This is a genomic window from Sporosarcina sp. Marseille-Q4063 (assembly GCF_018309085.1).
GTDB lineage: Bacteria > Bacillota > Bacilli > Bacillales_A > Planococcaceae > Sporosarcina.
In genome coordinates this window covers 1,275,787-1,298,506 of record NZ_CP070502.1, presented here as the reverse complement: position 1 = coordinate 1,298,506, position 22,720 = coordinate 1,275,787, and the positions used below count along the sequence as shown (strand labels likewise).

The window sequence follows — 22,720 nt, the reverse complement described above, 5'->3', positions numbered from 1 at the left end:
CATTAATCACGTTTTGGATAATAAGGGAAGAATAGGAGGTTTTTTAAAAATGAATGATTTTACATTTTATAACCCAGTCAAATTAATTTTCGGCAAAGGGCAATTAGAAAAACTTACTGAAGAATTACCGAGTTACGGAAAAAAGGTTTTAGTCGTTTATGGCGGAGGCAGTATCAAAAAGAATGGTCTTTATGATGAGGTCATGTCACTGCTCGATAAATTAGGTATGGAAGTTCATGAGTTAGCAGGCGTTGAACCAAATCCGCGTATCTCAACTGCTCGTAAAGGCGCAGAAATTTGTAAAGAACAAGAAATTGATGTTTTATTAGCAGTTGGCGGCGGTTCAGTTATAGATTGTACAAAACTTATCGCCTGTGCAGCGAAATATGATGGAGACGCTTGGGATTTTGTCAGTAAGAAAGCATCTCCAAAAGATGGACTTCCATTTGGTACAGTTCTCACGTTAGCCGCAACAGGTTCTGAAATGAATGCTGGATCGGTCATTACTAATGAAGAAACAGAAGAGAAATACGGATGGGGGAGTCCATTTACATTTCCCAAATTCTCGATTTTGGACCCTACTTACACAATGTCAGTCCCGAAAGATCAAACGGTATACGGAATCGTTGATATGATGTCCCATATTTTCGAACAGTACTTTAATGAAGCGACAAACACTCCAGTGCAAGATGAAATGTGTGAAGGTGTGCTTCGCGCAATTATTGAGAATGGTCCCAAACTCGTTGAGGATCTAGAAAACTATGACTTACGCGCAACAATCCTTATAGCGGGAACACTAGGGTTAAACAACTTCCTACGCTTAGGTTACCAAGGAGATTGGGCTTCGCACGAAATCGAACATGCAATTTCAGCAGTATACGATATTCCGCATGCGGGCGGTTTGGCAATAATATTCCCACATTGGATGCGACAATATGTGGATGTGAATCCTGAACGATTCGCAAGAATGGCGGAAAAAGTATTTCAAGTCAATCCCGAAGGCAAAACTACCAAAGAAGTTGCTTTAGAAGGAATTGATTGTTTAAGGTCATTCTGGTCCTCGATTGGAGCACCTGAAACGCTTGCGGATTATGGTATAGATAATTCCAAAATTGAACTAATGGCAGAAAAAGCAACTATAAATGGTAACATCGGTAATTTTTCAAATATGAGTAAAGAAGATGTTGAAAAAGTGCTGATAGCGTCTTTATAATAAAAAACCGTCACGCAATTTTTATTGCGTGACGGTTTCTTTCTATGAGAAGCGTTTGAAAAAGTGGTAGTTGAACGATTATTCCGGAAGTTTCGAACTGAATTCCTCTATATTATTTGTTTCATTAGAGCCTTTCCATGTACGAATTCCGTCGTCTTCGTCAAATGAAATCAATACATCTTGAACTCCTTTTTGATTTAAAATGATTTTCATTAGACGATCGCGTATGTCATCGATGTATTCAAGGGTATGGGATGGGTTGACTTCCGCTGTTACTTGAACATGAAGAAATTCTCCTTCTTTTATTACCTCGATTTGTTGAATGTCTTTCACATCGGAATCCATCGCAACAATATGTGCGATGTGATTAAGCATTTCTTCATCAGTTTCTCCAATCGCGCCTCTAGCATTTTCTAGAAATACTCTCCCGACTACATAAAACATCATTAATCCAATCATGATGGAAGCAATCCCTTCCGCAACTAGCAAATTAAAGAAGTGTGCGAGTAAAACTGCGATAAACGCTAAAATTCCACCAGCAGTCGCTACAAGATCTTCCATGAAGACGAGTTTTGTTGCAGGTTTTGCTTTCTTAAGATTTGTAAAACCCATAGTTAATGGTGCGAGCCCGCCTTTTTCAATACCTGCTTCATGTAAAATTTCCTTCCCAGCTTTATATAGCACACCTAACTCAAGAATAATTGCAATACCAAGAACAGAGAGGTTTATTATGAATCCACCCGATTCGGTTGGATTCATCACATGATGCCATCCTTCTTTAATAGCCTCATAAGACATTATTGCTACTATAATGACAGCTCCAAGACAAACTAAATTGACCACTCGGCCGAAACCATTTGGGAATTGAGGTGTTGGTGCTTTTCTAGATAACGCTGAACCGATAAATACGAAGAATTGATTTGCAGCATCGCCAAGTGAATGGAGTGTCTCCGCAAACATGGCGACGTTACCTGTAAAGAAAAACGCGATCCCTTTCAAAATTGCAATAATCGTATTTACGATTCCAGCAAGCAACGAAGGTTTATTTCCTTCCTTTAATAGTTTAAATATGTCTCTCATATAGAAATCCTCCTTTAAATACAAAAACAACCTTATTTGATGTAGATATTAAAATTGTCCTTATTCTGTTCCTTTCTATAGACATAGTTAAACTTTATTACAATTGTAGTAAGACTGTTTCATTTCTCAAATTATTATACTTCCTTTAGTATGTTCATTGTAATTAGAGATGATATACTATTTATTTGTAATCACGATTATTTGAAAGCGATGTGTTTTATATGGAGAAACCAAGCATCAACCCGTACATTCCAATAATGATTGGCGTGGTTTCAGTCGCCTTATCAGCCGTATTTGTCAAACTAGCGACTGCGGATGCAGGTGTTATTGCATTTTACCGAATGTTTTTTTCTGTTCTACTACTATTACCCGTTTTTCTATATAAATATAGATGGGAAATTAAATTATTAAGTAAAAGAGATTGGATCAATACTACATTCGCCGGAGTTTTTTTAGCATTTCATTTTATTTTTTGGTTTGAATCGCTCAATTATACTTCTGTTGCAAGTTCAACTGTATTGGTTACATTGCAACCGATATTCGCATTTGCAGGTACTTATTTCTTCTTTAAGGAGAAGGTAGGCCTTAAAACAATTTTATCCGCGGCAATAGCAATTGTTGGAAGCTTCATCATAAGCTGGGGCGATTTCAAAGTAAGTGGAACAGCGTTGTTTGGTGATATGTTGGCCTTGATTGGTTGTGCGTTAATAACAGCATATTTATTATTTGGACAAGTTGTTCGTCGACATCTCTCTTTAATTACTTATACATTTATTGTTTACTCCATTAGTACTGTGACTCTTTTCTTCTATGTTATTATAAGAGGAGAATCATTTGGACCACATCCTAGTATGGATTGGTTTTGGTTTGTATTGTTGGCTCTTATTCCGAATTTACTAGGACATTCATTATTTAACTGGTCTCTTAAGTGGGTCAGTACAAATGTGATTTCCATTGCAATCTTATTTGAACCCGTAGGTGCGTCGATCCTTGCCTATTATATCTTTCATGAAACACTTTCAATGACTCAAATAACCGGCGGGCTTATTGTTATAATGGGTATCTTATTGTTTGTTATAGACGGAAAAACAGTAAGAAGAATTTTCTTTTTAAAAAAGACTTGATTATTTCTGCTTCTTGGGTTATATTATTACTTGTCCTTAAGAAGCAGCGCCGTAATCAACAAAAAACAATTTGAAAATAATTGTTGACAAAGATTCTCGTTTTTGTTATATTAGAGAAGTCGCTGTTGCAGAAGAAATAAAAGAACAATTAGGTTTTATGTTTCTTCTATATTATTAAGCGAATAACAATGAACCTTGAAAACTGAACAGCAAAACGTCAAGATATAACGTTTCGTTAAATCGAAACGAAAACGAATCTTCGGATTCGAAGTCAGCAAAATGAAACTCGAGCTATTCAAGTTTCTCTATTATGGAGAGTTTGATCCTGGCTCAGGACGAACGCTGGCGGCATGCCTAATACATGCAAGTCGAGCGAACGAAGAAGAAACTTGTTTCTTCTTTGTTAGCGGCGGATGGGTGAGTAACACGTGGGCAACCTGCCCTGCAGATGGGGATAACTCCGGGAAACCGGGGCTAATACCGAATAATCAGTTTGTTCGCATGAACAAACTCTGAAAGACGGCTCACGCTGTCACTGCAGGATGGGCCCGCGGCGCATTAGCTAGTTGGTGGGATAACGGCCTACCAAGGCAACGATGCGTAGCCGACCTGAGAGGGTGATCGGCCACACTGGGACTGAGACACGGCCCAGACTCCTACGGGAGGCAGCAGTAGGGAATCTTCCACAATGGACGAAAGTCTGATGGAGCAATGCCGCGTGAGTGAAGAAGGTTTTCGGATCGTAAAACTCTGTTGTGAGGGAAGAACAAGTACGGGAGTAACTGCCCGTACCTTGACGGTACCTCATTAGAAAGCCACGGCTAACTACGTGCCAGCAGCCGCGGTAATACGTAGGTGGCAAGCGTTGTCCGGAATTATTGGGCGTAAAGCGCGCGCAGGCGGCCTTTTAAGTCTGATGTGAAAGCCCACGGCTCAACCGTGGAAGGTCATTGGAAACTGAAAGGCTTGAGTACAGAAGAGGAAAGCGGAATTCCACGTGTAGGGGTGAAATGGGTAGGGATGTGAAGGAACACCAGTGGCGAAGGCGGCTTTCTGGTCTGTAACTGACGCTGAGGCGCGAAAGCGTGGGGAGCAAACAGGATTAGATACCCTGGTAGTCCACGCCGTAAACGATGAGTGCTAAGTGTTAGGGGGTTTCCGCCCCTTAGTGCTGGAGCAAACGCATTAAGCACTCCGCCTGGGGAGTACGGCCGCCAGGCTGAAACTCAAAGGAATTGACGGGGACCCGCACAAGCGGTGGAGCATGTGGTTTAATTCGAAGCTACGCGAAGAACCTTACCAGGTCTTGACATCCCGCTGCCTGGCATAGAGATATGCCTTTCCCTTCGGGGACAGCGGTGACAGGTGGTGCATGGTTGTCGTCAGCTCGTGTCGTGAGATGTTGGGTTAAGTCCCGCAACGAGCGCAACCCTTAACCTTAGTTGCCAGCATTCAGTTGGGCACTCTAAGGTGACTGCCGGTGATAAACCGGAGGAAGGTGGGGATGACGTCAAATCATCATGCCCCTTATGACCTGGGCTACACACGTGCTACAATGGACGGTACAGAGGGTTGCCAACCCGCGAGGGGGAGCTAATCCCATAAAACCGTTCCCAGTTCGGATTGCAGGCTGCAACTCGCCTGCATGAAGCCGGAATCGCTAGTAATCGTGGATCAGCATGCCACGGTGAATACGTTCCCGGGTCTTGTACACACCGCCCGTCACACCACGAGAGTTTGTAACACCCGAAGTCGGTGAGGTAACCCTTTTGGGAGCCAGCCGCCGAAGGTGGGACAGATGATTGGGGTGAAGTCGTAACAAGGTAGCCGTATCGGAAGGTGCGGCTGGATCACCTCCTTTCTAAGGATTATGTTCGAGAGCGAAAACACTTCGTGTTTGACCTGTCAACATTCGGAATGCAGATTCTATCTGCAACTTGACGTTTTGCGTTCAGTTTTGAAGGCTCATTAAGTTTGTTAAGTGTTTTTCACTTGATAAATTATGAACTTTCAAAACTTGTTCTTTGAAAACTGGATAAAACAATATTAAGAGTAACAAATCAAGTAATCAATCGAGTCGATTACATTTGTAATTGACAATGTAATACCTTTTTAATGAACATTGACTTTACATCGCTGTTTAGTCGTGTTCAAGAAAAGTATTTAACAGTGACCAGAGCATTCAAATGCGATGGGAATTGATGAATATTTAGGTTAAGTTAGAAAGGGCGCACGGCGGATGCCTTGGCACTAGGAGCCTAAGAAGGACGGCACTAACACCGATATGCTCTGGGGAGCTGTAAGTAAGCTTTGATCCAGAGATTTCCGAATGGGGAAACCCACTGCCCGTAATGGGGTAGTACATGTACGTGAATACATAGCGTACTTGAGGCAAACCCGGAGAACTGAAACATCTAAGTATCCGGAGGAAGAGAAAGAAAAATCGATTCCCTGAGTAGCGGCGAGCGAAACGGGAATAGCCCAAACCAGGAAGCTTGCTTCCTGGGGTTGTAGGACACTCTATACGGAGTTACAAAGGAATGAATTAGACGAAGCGACCTGGAAAGGTCCGCCGTAGTGGGTAAAAGCCCCGTAGTCGAAAGTTCATTCTCTCCAGAGTGTATCCTGAGTACGACGGAACACGTGAAATTCCGTTGGAATCCGGGAGGACCATCTCCCAAGGCTAAATACTTCCTAGTGACCGATAGTGAACCAGTACCGTGAGGGAAAGGTGAAAAGCACCCCGGAAGGGGAGTGAAATAGATCCTGAAACCGTGTGCCTACAAGTAGTCAGAGCTCCGTTGATCATTTCTTCGGAATTGATCACGAGTGATGGCGTGCCTTTTGTAGAATGAACCGGCGAGTTACTGATTCCATGCAAGGTTAAGCAGTGAATGCGGAGCCGCAGCGAAAGCGAGTCTGAATAGGGCGATTTAGTATGGGGTCGTAGACCCGAAACCAGGTGATCTACCCATGTCCAGGGTGAAGGTAAGGTAACACTTACTGGAGGCCCGAACCCACGTATGTTGAAAAATGCGGGGATGAGGTGTGGGTAGCGGTGAAATTCCAATCGAACCTGGAGATAGCTGGTTCTCTCCGAAATAGCTTTAGGGCTAGCCTCAAACGTTAGAATCTCGGAGGTAGAGCACTGTTTGGACTAGGGGCCCATCCCGGGTTACCGAATTCAGACAAACTCCGAATGCCGAAGATTTATGTTTGGGAGTCAGACTGCGGGTGATAAGATTCGTAGTCGAGAGGGAAACAACCCAGACCACCAGTTAAGGTCCCCAAATATCCGTTAAGTGGAAAAGGATGTGGCGTTGCCCAGACAACCAGGATGTTGGCTTAGAAGCAGCCACCATTTAAAGAGTGCGTAATAGCTCACTGGTCGAGTGGCGCCGCGCCGAAAATGTACCGGGGCTAAACGGATTACCGAAACTGTGGATTGACACCTTTGGTGTCAGTGGTAGGAGAGCGTTCTAGGGGCGTTGAAGTCAGACCGTAAGGACTGGTGGAGCGCCTAGAAGTGAGAATGCCGGTATGAGTAGCGAAAGAAGGGTGAGAATCCCTTCCACCGAATGCCTAAGGTTTCCTGAGGAAGGCTCGTCCGCTCAGGGTTAGTCGGGACCTAAGTCGAGGCCGAAAGGCGTAGACGATGGACAACAGGTTGATATTCCTGTACCACCTCCCCGCCGTTTGAACAATGGGGGGACGCAGTAGGATAGGGTGAGCGCGCTGTTGGTTATGCGCGTCTAAGCAGTAAGGTGTGAAACGAGGAAAATCCCGTTTCTATAACATTGAGCTGTGATAGCAAGGGGAATTATCCCCGGAGTCCCTGATTTCACGCTGCCAAGAAAAGCCTCTAGTGAGGCGGGAGGTGCCCGTACCGCAAACCGACACAGGTAGGCGAGGAGAGAATCCTAAGGTGATCGAGAGAACTCTCGTTAAGGAACTCGGCAAAATGACCCCGTAACTTCGGGAGAAGGGGTGCTCTGGTAAGGTGTTAAAGCCTGAGAGAGCCGCAGTGAATAGGCCCAAGCGACTGTTTAGCAAAAACATAGGTCTCTGCAAAACCGCAAGGTGAAGTATAGGGGCTGACGCCTGCCCGGTGCTGGAAGGTTAAGAGGAGAGGTTAGCGCAAGCGAAGCTTCCAATTGAAGCCCCAGTAAACGGCGGCCGTAACTATAACGGTCCTAAGGTAGCGAAATTCCTTGTCGGGTAAGTTCCGACCCGCACGAAAGGCGTAACGATTTGGGCACTGTCTCAACGAGAGACTCGGTGAAATTATAGTACCTGTGAAGATGCAGGTTACCCGCGACAGGACGGAAAGACCCCGTGGAGCTTTACTGCAACCTGATATTGAATTCTGATGCAGTCTGTACAGGATAGGTAGGAGCCTGAGATTCCGGAGCGCCAGCTTCGGAGGAGGCGTTGGTGGGATACTACCCTGACTGTATTGGAATTCTAACCCATGCCCCTTATCGGGGCAGGAGACAGTGTCAGGCGGGCAGTTTGACTGGGGCGGTCGCCTCCTAAAGAGTAACGGAGGCGCCCAAAGGTTCCCTCAGAATGGTTGGACATCATTCGTAGAGTGCAAAGGCATAAGGGAGCTTAACTGCGAGACCTACAAGTCGAGCAGGGTCGAAAGACGGGCTTAGTGATCCGGTGGTTCCGCATGGAAGGGCCATCGCTCAACGGATAAAAGCTACCCCGGGGATAACAGGCTTATCTTCCCCAAGAGTCCACATCGACGGGAAGGTTTGGCACCTCGATGTCGGCTCATCGCATCCTGGGGCTGTAGTCGGTCCCAAGGGTTGGGCTGTTCGCCCATTAAAGCGGTACGCGAGCTGGGTTCAGAACGTCGTGAGACAGTTCGGTCCCTATCCGTCGCGGGCGCAGGAAATTTGAGAAGAGCTGTCCTTAGTACGAGAGGACCGGGATGGACACACCGCTGGTGTACCAGTTGTCTTGCCAAAGGCATCGCTGGGTAGCTACGTGTGGACGGGATAAATGCTGAAAGCATCTAAGCATGAAGCCCCCTTCAAGATGAGATTTCCCATTACGCAAGTAAGTAAGATCCCTCAGAGAAGATGAGGTTGATAGGTCCGGGGTGTAAGTGCGGCGACGTACGTAGCTGACGGATACTAATTGATCGAGGACTTAACCTATTCAAGTTAAAAGGGTTTGATTGACCCTGATTTGTGAAATAATCAATTGTTTTATTCAGTTTTGAAAGAACAAGTAAAATTCTTTCGAAAAAAGCTTGTATTTATTTCAAGAGTTGTTATAATGAATATTGTCCTTAAGAAAGCGACAAATAAGTCTGGTGGCGATAGCGAAGAGGTCACACCCGTTCCCATACCGAACACGGTAGTTAAGCTCTTCAGCGCCGATGGTAGTTGGGGGCATCCCCCTGCAAGAGTAGGACGTTGCCAGGCTTATACAATTCATTACATAGTTAAGCTTAACGAAACTTTATATCAGTGAATTTCATGAAAGAAGTTCATCTGTAATTTACCCAGGAGGATTAGCTCAGCTGGGAGAGCACCTGCCTTACAAGCAGGGGGTCGGCGGTTCGAGCCCGTCATCCTCCACCACTCAATTTTAGAACTTGAAATAACGCCGGAGTAGCTCAACTGGTAGAGCAACTGACTTGTAATCAGTAGGTTGAGGGTTCAAGTCCTTTCTCCGGCACCACTTTCGAGCCATTAGCTCAGTTGGTAGAGCATCTGACTTTTAATCAGAGGGTCACAGGTTCGAATCCTGTATGGCTCACCATTTTATGACTTGCCGACATATTAATCATGCGGGTGTGGTGGAACTGGCAGACACGCTAGACTTAGGATCTAGTGCCTTCGGGCGTGGGGGTTCGACTCCCTTCACCCGCACTTTATTTATTACGCGGAAGTAGTTCAGTGGTAGAATATCACCTTGCCAAGGTGGAGGTCGCGGGTTCGAATCCCGTCTTCCGCTCCATTGATTCGCCGGGGTGGCGGAACTGGCAGACGCACAGGACTTAAAATCCTGCGGTAGGTAACTACCGTACCGGTTCGATTCCGGTTCTCGGCACCATATTTTTTCAAAAAAAGATTTTTATGCGCCCGTAGCTCAATTGGATAGAGCGTCTGACTACGGATCAGAAGGTTGTGGATTCGACTTCTGCCGGGCGCGCCATTATTTTCACCTATAAATCTCGGGAAGTAGCTCAGCTTGGTAGAGCACTTGGTTTGGGACCAAGGGGTCGCAGGTTCGAATCCTGTCTTCCCGACCATTTTTTAGGGGCCTTAGCTCAGCTGGGAGAGCGCCTGCCTTGCACGCAGGAGGTCAACGGTTCGATCCCGTTAGGCTCCACCATTAATTTTAATGGTCTATTATTATCTATCAACTTATCTAAATATCCTGGCGGCGTAGCTCAGCTGGCTAGAGCGTCCGGTTCATACCCGTAAGGTCGTGGGTTCGACTCCCTCCGCCGCCATCATAAGGACCTTTAGCTCAGTTGGTTAGAGCAGACGGCTCATAACCGTCCGGTCGCAGGTTCGAGTCCTGCAAGGTCCACCATCTTAAATCTCGGAGGAATACCCAAGCCTGGCTGAAGGGACTGGTCTTGAAAACCAGCAGGGGTGTTAAAGCCCGCGGGGGTTCGAATCCCTCTTCCTCCGCCATTTTTATTCAAAATGGTGAAATGAAATAAAGTTAATTTAGTAAGTTGATTAATGTATATCTTTGCTTATATTTTAAAGGTTAGATTTAATTCCAATAATATTATCGCGGGGTGGAGCAGTGGTAGCTCGTCGGGCTCATAATCCGAAGGTCACAGGTTCAAATCCTGTCCCCGCAACCAATTTTTAAAATTTATATACTTTTCCTTTTACCTTAGTTTGTTTCAATAGTATTGTCGCGAGGTGGAGCAAATCGCATCACGAAGAATGCGATTAACACCGAAGCGAAGCATAAGGTGTCAAACACTATAAATGCGTATACATTAAAATCAATTCCAATAATATTGTCGCGGGGTGGAGCAGTGGTAGCTCGTCGGGCTCATAACCCGAAGGTCACAGGTTCAAATCCTGTCCCCGCAACCAAATGGTCCCGTGGTGTAGCGGTTAACATGCCTGCCTGTCACGCAGGAGATCGCGGGTTCGATTCCCGTCGGGACCGCCATTATGTATTTTACTACATAGTTTTATAAAAAAATATACCACAATCAAGTATGGCTCAGTAGCTCAGTCGGTAGAGCAAAGGACTGAAAATCCTTGTGTCGGCGGTTCGATTCCGTCCTGAGCCACCATTTTGCGAGTGTAGTTTAATGGCAAAACCTCAGCCTTCCAAGCTGATGATGAGGGTTCGATTCCCTTCACTCGCTCCAACAAGGGCCTATAGCTCAGCTGGTTAGAGCGCACGCCTGATAAGCGTGAGGTCGGTGGTTCGAGTCCACTTAGGCCCACCATTCCGCAGTAGCTCAGTGGTAGAGCAATCGGCTGTTAACCGATCGGTCGTAGGTTCGAATCCTACCTGCGGAGCCATTTATTCGGGGAAGTACTCAAGTGGCTCAAGAGGTGCCCCTGCTAAGGGCATAGATCGCGTAAGCGGTGCGAGGGTTCGAATCCCTCCTTCTCCGCCATATTTGTTTGGCCCCTTGGTCAAGCGGTTAAGACACCGCCCTTTCACGGCGGTATCACGGGTTCGAATCCCGTAGGGGTCATAAAAACAATAATAAAAAGCTGTTTCATTTACTGTGTATCTTCAGTAGACGAAACAGCTTTTTTGTTATTTCAGAAGTACTATAGAACTAGCCCAAAGAACTTTTGTCTGTTTTCATTAATCAGGAATTGTTCGTATTATTTGTTACGCTCTTACCTATGATATTATCTATTCTAGATATTTCGTCGTTTTCACGATCATTATCATTATCATCCATATACGTCTGTTTTTCACTGTCAATAAAGTCCGATGGCGCGTCGGATGTACCAAATTCTGCAACCGCGTGAAAACTATTCTGATAATCAATTGATCGCGTATCTCTCGTACTCTCAAATGGATTTTCAACTTCATTTATGGCTGCATCTTCTTCAACCGACTGCTCTTTGATTGCGGCATGTTCAACACAAAATGTAGTGTAAGGTACTGTGATTAATCTTTCAAAAGGAATATCCTTATTACATACTTGACACTTTCCGTACGAACCCTCAGCCATTGCTTCTAATGCTATATCAACCTTACCTAACTCCGATTCTGCATGTTCATGAAGCGCTAAATCTTTTTCCCGTTCAAATAAAGCGGTTCCCATATCTGCTGGATGATTGTCATAAGAAGACAATTCGCCTAAAGTTTCTTTTTGACTTTCTTTAGGATATGTTTCTTCTTCCTGTACAGTTGATTTTTCTTTAAGGTCTAACAGTTCTTTTTTTAATATAGAAAACTCTTTTTCAGATAGCATTTTAAATCCCAACCTTTTCATATTTTTTATAGTATATCCATCTTATTAACACTGATTCCCTATTTTACGGTTGTGTAAAACATAAATAAAAAAACCTATCCAATATAACTGAGTTTAATCAGCTTTTGGATAGGAATAAAAAAATTAAAAAAGGTGGCCCATGAGAATACCGATACCAAGTAATAATCCAAATAACGTGTTAGTGATTGCTGTTTCTTTCATTGCGGGAGCAACTTCCAAAGGTTGAAGATTTTTTTTGAAAACTGAAATTGCGATAATTGGTTTTGGAATACTGAGGAACACGAGTAAAGCCCAAGGTGTAAGATGACCAAAAATGATAAGTCCGATTATCCAAACATATGAGACGATAAAGAACATCATCAGGATTGTAATTGCATTAGAGCGGCCAGCAATAATTGCCAATGTTTTCCTGCCATTTTTTTCATCGCCTACAAGATCACGAATATTGTTAGCCATCATAATCGCAGCTACAAGTAACATACTAGGAATTGATAACAAGATTGCCTCTGTGGTAACCGTTCCAGTTTGTATGTAAAAGGCTATAAGGATTAGTAGCATTCCCATAACTACGCCGGAAACGAGTTCACCGAACGGTGTATAGGCTATTGGATAAGGTCCACCTGTATATAGATAACCAATTAGCATGGAAACCAAACCAACGAGTGCAAGTCCCCAAGAGGTTTCCATACATATGTAGATTCCTATAAGAATTGATATTCCGTATAATAAAAAAGCAAGATTAAGCACTGTTTTTGGTTTAACGCCGTTTCGAACAATAGCCCCGCCAATTCCGACAGATTTTTCGGTATCCAGGCCTCTCTTGAAATCGTAGTATTCATTAAACATATTCGTCGCCATTTGTATGAAAATACTTGCGGCAAGCATTGCAATAAATAATGGAAAATGAATGGCTTCATAAGTTAAAGCGATCATTGTTCCTAAAAATACAGGGGCAAAAGCAGCTGTCAACGTATGGGGTCTAGTTAATTGCCACCAAATACGCCATCCAGTGTCAGCTTTTATGGTTTGTTGCAAAATAATTCTCTCCTTATTATTATATTCATCTAACTTATTATACTCTAAATTGGGGCTTCTGGGTATGCTATACGCTTATTACAGGAGCCGATGTGGTAGAATAGAGGCATGAGATTTTTTAATGGTTCTATTAAGAAGGATGTATTTTATTACTTCCTGGAGGGAAGAAAATGAGTCGAAAAACAACTGCAACAAAAAATATCGGAAAAACTGATAAGACTTCTGATTATCGATTTTTTTCAGAAACCATCGAAATTGGACGCATATCTCCTCTTTCTTTTTTAGAGGCAGGAAGTTCCGATTATAAAGAAAAACATTTTTATTGGCAAAATGCTGATCGAACTTTAACAATAGTCGGTCTGGGTCACGCTAAAATAATAACCAGTAATGAATATGACAAACGTTTCTTGGAAGTATCAAAACGGTGGAAGGAATTATGTGCTGTTTTAATCAAAGAAGAGAAAGATATTGCACCTGTTCTTTTTGGGGGCTTTTCATTCGATCCGAAAAGCATTAAAGCCTCTAAATGGGATGGGTTTCCGTCTGCATATTTTGTCGTACCTTCTTATCAATTAATCAGTAAGAATGGTCAAATGTTTATTTCGATTAACTTGATTACAACAGATAGTAATGCTGTTGAAGAATTCGATGCATTACGGGAGGAACGCGATCGTCTAATTCATATTGCAGAGGTAAATGAATTTGCGTCTTCGATAAAGCCGATTGTCAGTGGTATAGATGAAATTGAAAAAGATTCTTATCTAAAGGCCGTTCAAGATGTAACGGATCAAATTAACAAAGGCGAAGCGGAGAAAGTTGTTATTGCGCGTTCGTTGCAAATGAATTTTGAACAGGAAGTATCGAGTGTAGCTGCTCTTCATCATATTACTAGCGAGCAGCAAGAAAGCTATCATTTTGGATTACAAAAGAACGGACAGTTGTTTTTTGGAGCAACGCCTGAGCGTCTGATTGAAATTGTTGATGGACAAGCCTATTCTGCATGTGTTGCTGGGTCTATTAAGCGTGGAAAAACTGCTATGGAGGACCGGGAATTAGGCGAAGAGTTATTAAATGATGATAAAAATCGTGAAGAACATCATTATGTCGTTAATATGATATCTAATGTTTTCAATAAAAATTGTTCAGATGTTTCAATGCCTAAAGAACCTAAGTTAATGCGAATTCGTGATATTCAGCACTTATTTACTCCAATTGAAGGAAAGCTTGTAAGTGGAGCGGATATTTTTAATTTAGTCGAAGAACTCCATCCGACGCCAGCATTGGGTGGTGTTCCAACGAATAAGGCAATGGAAGTGATTCGTCGGGAGGAACGGATGGACCGCGGTTATTATGCTGCTCCTATTGGTTGGACGGACAGCGATGGCAATGGGGAATTTGCGGTTGCAATACGTTCGGGTTTGCTAGACGGGGACAAAGCTTATTTATATGCTGGCGGCGGGATTGTCGCAGATTCAGAACCCGACAAGGAATATGATGAAACCTGGGTTAAGTTCAGACCAGTTTTAAGGGCGCTTGGGGGAAAATTGAATGGGTAACAAGAAGCCATTAACAAATTATGTACGTCGGATGACAAGAGCATTAATGAATGCGGGAGTAAAGTCAGTTGTCATCAGTCCAGGTTCAAGGTCTACGCCTTTGGCTTATGCATTTGCATCAACGAAATCATTGGAAGCTTATATGCAAGTAGATGAACGATCAGCGGGATTTTTTGCACTAGGATTAGCTAAGGCAACAGGTGAACCTGTTGTTCTTCTTTGCACGTCGGGAACGGCTGCGTCGAACTATTTTCCGGCGGTTACAGAAGCCCATTATGCGCGTATTCCGCTGATTGTAATTACAGCTGATCGCCCGCATGAATTGAGAGAAGTGGGTGCTCCACAAGCGATTGATCAAATTCAATTATACGGAAATCATGTGAAATATAGCGTTGATTTTCCACTGGCAGAGGAAAACAGCGATGTCGATGATTATATAGAAAGACATGTGCAACGAGCAGCTTCTGTTGCTCTTTCTGCACCAAGTGGGCCGATTCATCTAAATGTACCGTTTAGAGAACCGTTGCTCATTGATTTTGAAATGGAAACACCATCTCCGACATTTATCCAACGTATGAAAGGGATAGATTTTCTAGATGCTTCCACAACACAGTTCATTGAGAGTGTCTTACATAAAACGGAAAAAGGTTTACTAGTTGTTGGCGAGTTGCCAATTGGGATTGATACTGAGTTGTTTTGGAAGTTTGCAAAAGCTTTAAACTGGCCGGTTTTATGTGATCCGCTATCAAACCTGCGTGCAAAGGTTCCAACTAATTGCATGAATCTTTGTATTGATCGGTATGATGCACTGTTAAAGAGTGAATTATATAAAGGAAAAGCAATCCCGGATACTGTTATTCGCTTTGGTCCACAACCTGTTTCAAAACCATTATCACTTTTTCTGAAAAAAGTAAGGCCACAAACTGTTGTTTTAGTTGATGAATCGCCAGAGTTTCGAGATCCGCTTGGTATAGTTACTCACCATATTCAATCATCGGCAGAGGCATTTCTTCAAATCAATGTTCAAAAAGAAGAAAGTTTTTATGCAAGAATATGGAGTCGGGCAAATCATGAAGCAACCGTTGTAATGGAAAATTCAATTGGCAGTGATGAAGGGGCTTACACCCAAATGTTATTCTCCCATTTACCAGACGAGTCGGATTTGATAAGTGGCAGCAGTATGCCCATACGCGATGTAGACACGTTTTTCGGTAAAACAGATAGGGATATTACAATTTTTGCGAATCGCGGTACAAATGGGATTGACGGTGTTGTTTCGACTGCATTGGGAATTCAAGCAGCGCGGAAACGCCCAACTTGGTTATTAATCGGTGATTTATCATTTTTACATGATGTGAATGGGCTGATTGTGTCGAGATTCCATGAAACAGATCTAACAATCGTTATTATGAATAATGATGGCGGCGGTATTTTTTCTTATTTGCCGCAAGCTGAATCAGGCAATCATTTTGAAAGGCTTTTCGGCACACCGACAGGTTTAACGTTCGAACATATTGCGGCAATGTACGATGCACAATACGCTTCAATTGAGTCGATGGAAGAGTTTGAACAAGAATTGGCAAAAGAAAAAGAGAAGAATATCCGTATTATCGAAGTGTTTACAAATCGTGAAGCAAATGTAACAGCTCACCGTACATTATGGAATGAAATTACGAAAAGAATTGATTCCATTGAATGAAATGATTATCCCTATAAATGGAATAGATTATCACGTTCAGCGAAGTAATGATCCTGCTTTGCCGGTTATTGTCTTTTTACATGGATTTACGGGAAGTGCAGGGACTTGGTCTGAAATAATCGACCTCTTAAAAGGGAAATATCATACGGTGGCTATCGATTTGATTGGTCATGGAAAAACATTTGCGCCATTGGATCCGAGTCGATATTCAATGGAAAAGCAAATTGCTGATTTGGAAGTATTGTTTTGCGAATTAAATCTTACAAAATTTACTCTTATGGGCTATTCGATGGGTGGACGGATTGCATTAAGCTATACGATTAATTACCCGAAGCGCGTGGCATCTTTAATACTTGAAAGTTCAACGCCTGGTTTGAAGATGGATATTGACCGAATAGAACGAATGAACAAAGACAAATTGCTCGCAGGGAAAATTAGTAGTGAAGGAATTCGATTATTTGTTGAGTTTTGGGAGAGTATTCCTCTTTTTGATTCGCAAAAGAAGTTGTCGGCAGAACGACAACAAAAAATACGAGATGAACGTTTATCGCAAAATGAAGTTGGGTTAGCGGGTAGTTTGCTTGGAATTGGAACGGGTAGCCAGCCTTCGAATTGGAATAGGCTTAAAGAAATAAAAGTACCAGTGTTACTTATTACGGGTGAAATCGACAAGAAATTCGTTAAAATTGCCCAGGAAATGAAAAAAGGACTGCATAATTCGAAGCATTGCATTGTAAAAAATGCAGGACATGCAATACATGTGGAAAAACCGACTTTATTTGCTACAATGATAGAGGAGCATGTTCAAAAGATAATAACGAAGGAGGAAAAATTTATGACTCGTCAATGGGAAACATTACGTACATATGAGGACATTAAATACGAAAAGCATAGTGGTATTGCTAAGATCACTATTAACCGCCCTGAGGTGCGAAATGCATTTCGTCCGAAAACGGTTACAGAACTAATTGATGCATTTTCACGTGCGCGTGACGATGAAAGCATCGGGGTTATCGTTTTAACTGGTGAAGGTGAAAAGGCATTTTGTTCAGGCGGCGACCAACGAGTTCGCGGTCACGGCGGTTATGTCGGGGAAGATGAAATTCCACGCCTGAACGTTCTTGACTTGCAACGCTTAATCCGTGTGATTCCAAAACCGGTTGTGGCAATGGTTGCAGGATTCGCGATTGGCGGGGGACACGTTTTACATGTTGTTTGCGACCTAACAATTGCTGCAGACAATGCTATCTTTGGTCAAACAGGCCCGAAAGTGGGATCGTTTGATGCTGGATATGGTTCTGGTTATCTTGCTCGCATTATCGGGCATAAAAAAGCGCGTGAGATTTGGTTCTTATGCCGTCAATACAATGCACAGGAAGCACTTGATATGGGGCTTGTAAACACGGTGGTTCCATACGAACAATTAGAAGATGAAACGGTTCAATGGTGTGAAGAGATGCTCTCAATGAGCCCGACAGCACTACGTTTCGTTAAAGCAGCTATGAACGCAGACACAGATGGACTTGCGGGACTTCAACAAATGGCTGGAGACGCAACATTACTTTATTACACAACGGACGAAGCAAAAGAAGGCCGCGACGCGTTTAAAGAAAAACGCAAACCGGACTTTGGTCAATTCCCACGCTTCCCTTAATTTAAACGAACAACGAGCTGCCCGAATATATGGGCAGCTTTTTCTAAATGGAAGGTGATTTTGTTGATACCTAATTGGCTTAAACAACGGGTTTATTTAACGCCGGATAAAACTGCGTTGACATATAATGGCGAAAGTTGGACTTTTAAACAAGTTGAAGAGAAATCGATGACGCTTGCGCGGAAATTAAGAGCGAACGGTTTACATAGTGGAGATCGTATAGCCTTACTTGGGCCGTCCAATGATGAAATGGTCTTTATTATTCATGCATGCATGCTTCTTGGACTTGAAATTGTGATGTTGAATAGTCGCTTGACGAAAAAGGAAATTGAATGGCAAGTGGAGGATTCGGCGGCATCCGTTGTCATTGTTGCTGAAGAGTTAGAAAATCTGTTGAGTGATTTAACTACTTCCACGTTACCTTTCTCTAAAATTCATGCAAGTGATGAAAGTATGATTGTAGTCGAGAAAACTTGGAATCCAGATCGAACAATTACGATTATGTATACCTCGGGGACGACTGGTTTTCCGAAAGGCGTTCGGCAAACGGCAAATAATCATACCTCGAGTGCGCTTTCTTCTGTGTTGAATTTGGGTCTTGAGGAAAACGATGTTTGGCTTTGCACGATGCCGTTATTTCATATAAGCGGGTTTTCAATTCTTGTCCGTTCTGTATTGTACGGCATGGAAGTAAAGCTTTATGATAAATTTAACGCTGAGAATGTATATGAGGATATCCAACAAGGATTGGTGACACGAGTTTCGGTTGTATCGGTTACGTTGGATAAGATACTACGTGAATTCGAGAAGCACGGGACGGTTGCTCACGGTTCTTTTAAGACGATGCTTGCTGGCGGTGGACCTGTTCCGATTGATTACTTGGAAAGAGCGCAAACTTGCGAGATACCTGTGCTACAAACGTATGGGATGACGGAAACAAGTTCCCAGACTGCAACGCTTTCATCACAAGATGCGATTCGGAAAATAGGATCGGCAGGGAAACCGTTGTTTTTTAATCAAATAAAAATTAATGACGCAAAAAATCCGATGGAAAATGGAGAGGTCTATATTCGAGGGCCTCATGTTACGCCTGGCTATATCGGACATGTTGCAACTCAAAATCCATTAATCGACGGTTGGCTTCCAACTGGTGATATCGGTTATTTTGATGAAGAAGGTTATTTATATATTGTTGATCGACGCTCGGATTTGATTATTTCGGGTGGGGAAAATATTTATCCGGCCGAGATTGAAAATGTACTCGCGGCGCATCCACTGATTTCTGAAGCGGGTGTTTGCGGGAAAGATGACGATGAATGGGGAAGTGTGCCGATTGCGTTTGTCGTTGTTACAGAGAATGTGTCGGAAGAAGAACTGAAGGCGTTTTGCAGAGAGTGGCTTGCATCTTATAAAGTGCCGAAAGAGTTTTATTTTGTCGAAGAGTTACCGCGTAATGCTTCCAACAAATTATTACGGCGGGAGTTGAAGGAATGGGCAAGTTTACAATAACAGAAATTCGTTTGTATCGAGTTTCAGTTCCTTTGAAAACTCACTTTTCCACGCATCTTCAAACGGTGACAAATCGGGAAAGTATTTTTGTTGAAATGGTTGATTCGGACGGGGAAATTGGACTGGGCGAGTGTGTGGCATTTTCTTCACCTTGGTATACAGAAGAAACTGTCCAGACATGTTGGGATGCGCTTGTTAATTGGCTGATTCCTGCTTTAGTCGACAAGGAATTTGCACATCCATCCGAAGTAAGTGCTGAGTTTTCGCATGTAAAAGGAAATCGGATGGCGAAAGCTTGTTTAGATCAGGCATCGTGGGATTTATTTGCGATAAAAAAGGGGTTGCCGTTGTGGAAACTTCTTGGCGGTGTTCGACGTGAAATCGATGCTGGGGTTGTGTTGACGGGCGGTATTGATGATCGGATGGTTTCGGCTGTTCGAGCTGCAAGAGATGCTGGTTATAAGCGAGTGAAATTGAAATTTGATGTGGACACGAAACCGTTGAAATTAAAAAATCTTGTTGATTCAACAGAAGATATGTTGTTTTTTGGAGATGCCAATGGGATTTTCGACAAACTCGGACTTGATGCGCTAAAGAAGTTTGATCAGGCGGGATTGGCTTTAATTGAACAACCATTTGGGGATGATGAGTGGCGTATGCATTGGAAGGCTGTGCAATGCATGAAAACGCCGATAGCGCTGGATGAAAGTATCCGTTCAGTGCAGGATGTGAAACGCATGGCAACGAGCGGTGCGGGATCGGTTGTCGTGTTGAAACCTGGACGAATTGGTGGGACGACTGAGTCGCTAAAGGTATTGGAAGTTGCGAATGCGAATGGTTTGGATCTTTGGATTGGCGGGATGATTGAATTTGGCATATCGAAAGCGCATAATTTAGCGTTGGCTTCACTTCCTCAGTTTTCACTGCCGGGCGATTTTAGTGCGTCAGACCATTTTTGGCATGAAGATCCAGTTGAACCTACTGTTGTAATTGAAAATGGGGTTATTAATCTTTCAGAGCGTCCTGGTATTGGTGTGAAGTTGAATAAAGAACTTGTCGAAAAATATTTAATTGATTCGTATTAAAAAACAGGACTGCCCGGATTGGACAGTCCTGTTTATTTTCCGCTTAATGCTTTTTCGAGCGTTTCGATATTGTATTCCATTAAGGAAAAATAGTCTTCGTTATTTTTAATATCCTCGGTTGTCAGCACGCCCAAATTGTGCAACATTAAAGATTCTGCGCCGATTTCTTTTCGAATGACATCAGTTAGTTTTGACGACACGTTTTGTTCAAATAAGACATATTTTACATCATGCTTTTTCGCTTCTTCGACAAGCGACGTCAATTGTTTTTGGGAAGGTTCGCTTTGGGAATTCAGTCCCGCAATCGCGGTTTGTTCAAGTCCATACGTATCTGCAATATATCCAAAGGCGGCATGCGACACAAAAAATGTTTTAGTCTGTGCGTTCGACGCCATTTCGATAAATTGACGATCAAGTTTTAGTAAGTCGTTTTGCAACGCTTCATAGTTTTTCTCGAAATCCGCTTTTTTGTCAGGAGCTATTTCAATTAATTCTTCTTTAATTGAGTAAGCGAGCGCATCACTTAGAATTGGTGACATCCATACATGGGGATCGAATGCGCCGTGTTGGTGATGTTCTTCGTCTTGACCGCCTTCTAATTCATGATCATGGTCTTCGCCTAACATGTCTTCGGTGATAGCATCTGCTGTTGCGACCATTTTTACATGTTCATTTTTCATCGTCTTTTCAGCGTTTTCAACAAAACCTTCGAGTCCAAGGCCGATATAAAAGAATAAATCTGAATTAGCAAGTGCAATCATATCTTTTTGCGTAGGGTCGAATGTATGCTCATCGGCACCTGGCGGGTAGATTGATTGGACAGTAACCGCATCGCCGCCAATTCGCTCTGCAAAATATTGAAGTGGATAAACCGTCGTTTTAATTATAATTTTATTTTCTTCATTTTTGTCTGCTTTATTACAAGCTGAAAGCGCGAATAGCACCAAAGCTAGTAGGGAGATTATAAATATTTTTCTTTTTTTCAAATGAATTAATCCTCCGTTTTTCTAAATAGTAACCGTTACGATTTAAGTAGATTACTTTTTTATCATACAAGTTAAGTATGGAATGCGCAACATAAATACATATTAAAAAAAGTCCAGCAGAGGACTGAACTTTTATATATTTTTCGGCTTTTTGTCGGGGACTGGATCGTATCCGCCTTCATGGAATGGATGGCATTTGGAAATCCGACGTATGGCTAGCCACGAGCCTTTTAATGCACCGTGAGTTTCGATTGCTTCTAGGCCGTAATTCGAACAGGTCGGGTGAAATCGACATGATGGCGGCATCAGTGGTGAAATCGCTTTTTGATATATTTTAATGATTCCTTTAAGTATCGTTTTCATATCATTTCTCCTTAATGTTTATTGTAGGGCCGATTGTGGTAAATTAACAGTGAGACGAATTATATAAGGAGATGTTTTTATGTCTACGGAACTTATTAAAGAAATGAACGTACAGGTTTCAACTTGGTCGGTCATGTATACGAAATTACACAATTATCATTGGTATGTGAAAGGGCATCAATTTTTTACATTGCATGCGAAATTTGAAGAACTATACAATGAAGCGACTGCTCATATGGATGAAATTGCTGAACGGATTTTAACACTCGGTGGAGATCCCGTCGCAACGCTGAAGGAACATTTGGAGCAATCTGTCGTAAAAGAAGCTGCTGGTGACGAAAAAGCTGATAAAATGGTCGCAATTATTGTCGATGACTTCAGCGCAATTATGGAATCATTAAAAAAAGGAATGGACGAAGCTGCTAAAGTCGGCGATGACATGACTGAAGACTTATTGAATGCTACGTATCAAAGCATTGAGAAACATCAGTGGATGCTAAATGCATTCCTTGGTGAAGATAATAGTTAATTGATCATGAACATGTGTCCCAAATAAAAAGGGATGCATGTTTTTTATTTTATAGACCATCCTATCAGTAAAAAAAGGATGGTTTTTGCATGGAAAAATATCATATGTATGTGTCGATTGCCAATCAGCGGGTACATCATCACCCAGATGATTCGATATGGGATTATAAAGTGACAGTTCCGGAACAGTATGTGCCGATATTTCACGCTTTATTTAAACAGACGAGTGAACTTGAATTTCGTAATTTTTTAAGGGCTCACCTTCCCTATGTACCTTATCATTATGATAAAGATAATGACGAAATTGATGTTCGGACTAAAAAAGTTTATGCGTTAATCCACGAGTTTACCGATAATGAGTCGAAAAGGTTTATCGAACAACTGCCGTATTTCCGTTGAATCAATCCCTTTCGTTCGCTACACTGAATGA

At 42.6% G+C, this 22,720-nt stretch carries 14 protein-coding genes, 21 tRNA genes, 3 rRNA genes and 1 pseudogene; 34 read left to right on the top strand and 5 right to left on the bottom strand.

The window, feature by feature from the left end:
* Positions 1-49: 49 nt before the first annotated feature.
* A complete protein-coding gene (locus tag JSQ81_RS06715; RefSeq protein ID WP_212606905.1) occupies positions 50-1,213 on the top strand; it encodes an iron-containing alcohol dehydrogenase in 1,164 nt (387 codons plus the stop codon).
* Between the two features lie 78 nt (positions 1,214-1,291).
* Here the strand turns inward: JSQ81_RS06715 and JSQ81_RS06710 are convergent, their stop codons facing one another.
* Entirely contained in the window at positions 1,292-2,293 is a 1,002-nt protein-coding gene (locus tag JSQ81_RS06710; protein WP_212606904.1) for a cation diffusion facilitator family transporter, read from the bottom strand.
* A gap of 221 nt (positions 2,294-2,514) precedes the next feature.
* On the opposite strand from JSQ81_RS06710, the gene JSQ81_RS06705 reads away from it, so the two are divergent.
* The 25 genes from JSQ81_RS06705 (at position 2,515) to JSQ81_RS06585 (ending at position 11,119) form a co-directional block, all read left to right on the top strand.
* Entirely contained in the window at positions 2,515-3,417 is a 903-nt protein-coding gene (locus JSQ81_RS06705; RefSeq protein ID WP_212606903.1) for a DMT family transporter, read from the top strand.
* Positions 3,418-3,724: 307 nt separating this feature from the next.
* Positions 3,725-5,278: ribosomal RNA gene (locus tag JSQ81_RS06700) — 16S ribosomal RNA — on the top strand.
* A 351-nt stretch (positions 5,279-5,629) separates the two neighbouring features.
* A 23S ribosomal RNA gene (locus JSQ81_RS06695) occupies positions 5,630-8,585 on the top strand.
* A 154-nt stretch (positions 8,586-8,739) separates the two neighbouring features.
* A 5S ribosomal RNA gene (rrf, locus tag JSQ81_RS06690) occupies positions 8,740-8,855 on the top strand.
* Together the 16S, 23S and 5S rRNA genes with 21 tRNA genes alongside form the textbook arrangement of a ribosomal RNA operon.
* An 83-nt stretch (positions 8,856-8,938) precedes the next feature.
* Positions 8,939-9,014: transfer RNA gene (locus JSQ81_RS06685), tRNA-Val, on the top strand.
* 24 nt (positions 9,015-9,038) lie between these two features.
* Positions 9,039-9,114: transfer RNA gene (locus tag JSQ81_RS06680), tRNA-Thr, on the top strand.
* Between the two features lie 5 nt (positions 9,115-9,119).
* Positions 9,120-9,195, top strand: a tRNA-Lys gene (locus JSQ81_RS06675).
* A 28-nt stretch (positions 9,196-9,223) separates the two neighbouring features.
* Positions 9,224-9,305 (top strand) — tRNA-Leu (locus JSQ81_RS06670).
* A 13-nt stretch (positions 9,306-9,318) separates the two neighbouring features.
* Positions 9,319-9,393 (top strand) — tRNA-Gly (locus JSQ81_RS06665).
* 7 nt (positions 9,394-9,400) lie between these two features.
* A tRNA-Leu gene (locus tag JSQ81_RS06660) sits at positions 9,401-9,489 on the top strand.
* A 25-nt stretch (positions 9,490-9,514) separates the two neighbouring features.
* Positions 9,515-9,591, top strand: a tRNA-Arg gene (locus JSQ81_RS06655).
* A 20-nt stretch (positions 9,592-9,611) separates the two neighbouring features.
* Positions 9,612-9,688 (top strand) — tRNA-Pro (locus JSQ81_RS06650).
* A 7-nt stretch (positions 9,689-9,695) separates the two neighbouring features.
* A tRNA-Ala gene (locus JSQ81_RS06645) sits at positions 9,696-9,771 on the top strand.
* A gap of 47 nt (positions 9,772-9,818) precedes the next feature.
* Positions 9,819-9,892, top strand: a tRNA-Met gene (locus JSQ81_RS06640).
* 6 nt (positions 9,893-9,898) lie between these two features.
* Positions 9,899-9,975, top strand: a tRNA-Ile gene (locus tag JSQ81_RS06635).
* Positions 9,976-9,986: 11 nt separating this feature from the next.
* Positions 9,987-10,079 (top strand) — tRNA-Ser (locus JSQ81_RS06630).
* 104 nt (positions 10,080-10,183) lie between these two features.
* Positions 10,184-10,258 (top strand) — tRNA-Met (locus JSQ81_RS06625).
* A 166-nt stretch (positions 10,259-10,424) separates the two neighbouring features.
* Positions 10,425-10,499, top strand: a tRNA-Met gene (locus JSQ81_RS06620).
* Positions 10,500-10,502: 3 nt separating this feature from the next.
* Positions 10,503-10,578, top strand: a tRNA-Asp gene (locus tag JSQ81_RS06615).
* Positions 10,579-10,629: 51 nt separating this feature from the next.
* A tRNA-Phe gene (locus JSQ81_RS06610) sits at positions 10,630-10,705 on the top strand.
* A gap of 4 nt (positions 10,706-10,709) precedes the next feature.
* A tRNA-Gly gene (locus JSQ81_RS06605) sits at positions 10,710-10,783 on the top strand.
* 4 nt (positions 10,784-10,787) lie between these two features.
* Positions 10,788-10,864, top strand: a tRNA-Ile gene (locus JSQ81_RS06600).
* Between the two features lies 1 nt (position 10,865).
* Positions 10,866-10,940 (top strand) — tRNA-Asn (locus JSQ81_RS06595).
* 7 nt (positions 10,941-10,947) lie between these two features.
* A tRNA-Ser gene (locus tag JSQ81_RS06590) sits at positions 10,948-11,038 on the top strand.
* A 9-nt stretch (positions 11,039-11,047) separates the two neighbouring features.
* Positions 11,048-11,119: transfer RNA gene (locus tag JSQ81_RS06585), tRNA-Glu, on the top strand.
* A gap of 120 nt (positions 11,120-11,239) precedes the next feature.
* Here the strand turns inward: JSQ81_RS06585 and JSQ81_RS06580 are convergent.
* Together JSQ81_RS06580 and JSQ81_RS06575 are read right to left on the bottom strand one after the other, a co-directional pair.
* The gene (locus JSQ81_RS06580; RefSeq protein ID WP_212606902.1) at positions 11,240-11,854 is read right to left on the bottom strand and encodes a TraR/DksA C4-type zinc finger protein; all 615 of its coding nucleotides are present in this window, start codon (positions 11,852-11,854) and stop codon (positions 11,240-11,242) included.
* Between the two features lie 144 nt (positions 11,855-11,998).
* Positions 11,999-12,910 carry a 1,4-dihydroxy-2-naphthoate polyprenyltransferase gene (locus JSQ81_RS06575; RefSeq protein ID WP_212606901.1) on the bottom strand — a complete coding sequence of 304 codons (912 nt, stop codon included), beginning with the start codon at positions 12,908-12,910 and terminating at the stop codon, positions 11,999-12,001.
* Positions 12,911-13,080: 170 nt separating this feature from the next.
* Between JSQ81_RS06575 and JSQ81_RS06570 the strand changes: the two genes are divergently transcribed.
* From JSQ81_RS06570 to menC, 6 genes and pseudogenes are all read left to right on the top strand, one after another.
* Positions 13,081-14,466, top strand: coding sequence for an isochorismate synthase (locus JSQ81_RS06570; RefSeq protein ID WP_212606900.1), 1,386 nt, complete (start codon positions 13,081-13,083; stop codon positions 14,464-14,466).
* A complete protein-coding gene (menD, locus tag JSQ81_RS06565; RefSeq protein ID WP_212606899.1) occupies positions 14,459-16,165 on the top strand; it encodes a 2-succinyl-5-enolpyruvyl-6-hydroxy-3-cyclohexene-1-carboxylic-acid synthase in 1,707 nt (568 codons plus the stop codon). Before JSQ81_RS06570 ends, menD begins: the two co-directional genes overlap by 8 nt.
* Positions 16,131-16,955: pseudogene (gene menH, locus JSQ81_RS20045) on the top strand (2-succinyl-6-hydroxy-2,4-cyclohexadiene-1-carboxylate synthase); the annotation flags it as partial. The gene menD and the pseudogene menH, both read left to right, overlap by 35 nt.
* A gap of 45 nt (positions 16,956-17,000) precedes the next feature.
* Positions 17,001-17,819 carry a 1,4-dihydroxy-2-naphthoyl-CoA synthase gene (gene menB / locus JSQ81_RS20040; RefSeq protein ID WP_210467821.1) on the top strand — a complete coding sequence of 273 codons (819 nt, stop codon included), beginning with the start codon at positions 17,001-17,003 and terminating at the stop codon, positions 17,817-17,819.
* 63 nt (positions 17,820-17,882) lie between these two features.
* The gene (locus JSQ81_RS06555; protein WP_212607577.1) at positions 17,883-19,328 is read left to right on the top strand and encodes an o-succinylbenzoate--CoA ligase; all 1,446 of its coding nucleotides are present in this window, start codon (positions 17,883-17,885) and stop codon (positions 19,326-19,328) included.
* Positions 19,310-20,413 carry an o-succinylbenzoate synthase gene (gene menC / locus JSQ81_RS06550; RefSeq protein ID WP_212606897.1) on the top strand — a complete coding sequence of 368 codons (1,104 nt, stop codon included), beginning with the start codon at positions 19,310-19,312 and terminating at the stop codon, positions 20,411-20,413. The genes JSQ81_RS06555 and menC overlap by 19 nt, the downstream gene beginning before the upstream one ends.
* 32 nt (positions 20,414-20,445) lie before the next feature.
* Here the strand turns inward: menC and JSQ81_RS06545 are convergent, their stop codons facing one another.
* Both JSQ81_RS06545 and yidD read right to left on the bottom strand, forming a co-directional pair.
* Positions 20,446-21,399 carry a metal ABC transporter solute-binding protein, Zn/Mn family gene (locus tag JSQ81_RS06545; protein ID WP_212606896.1) on the bottom strand — a complete coding sequence of 318 codons (954 nt, stop codon included), beginning with the start codon at positions 21,397-21,399 and terminating at the stop codon, positions 20,446-20,448.
* A gap of 132 nt (positions 21,400-21,531) precedes the next feature.
* Positions 21,532-21,762, bottom strand: coding sequence for a membrane protein insertion efficiency factor YidD (gene yidD, locus JSQ81_RS06540; RefSeq protein ID WP_212606895.1), 231 nt, complete (start codon positions 21,760-21,762; stop codon positions 21,532-21,534).
* A 79-nt stretch (positions 21,763-21,841) separates the two neighbouring features.
* Between yidD and JSQ81_RS06535 the strand changes: the two genes are divergently transcribed.
* Together JSQ81_RS06535 and JSQ81_RS06530 are read left to right on the top strand one after the other, a co-directional pair.
* Positions 21,842-22,291 (top strand): Dps family protein, encoded by a 450-nt coding sequence (locus JSQ81_RS06535; protein WP_212606894.1) that lies wholly within the window; start codon positions 21,842-21,844, stop codon positions 22,289-22,291.
* Between the two features lie 89 nt (positions 22,292-22,380).
* Positions 22,381-22,689 carry a transposase gene (locus tag JSQ81_RS06530; protein ID WP_212606893.1) on the top strand — a complete coding sequence of 103 codons (309 nt, stop codon included), beginning with the start codon at positions 22,381-22,383 and terminating at the stop codon, positions 22,687-22,689.
* The last annotated feature ends 31 nt before the right edge of the window (positions 22,690-22,720 follow it).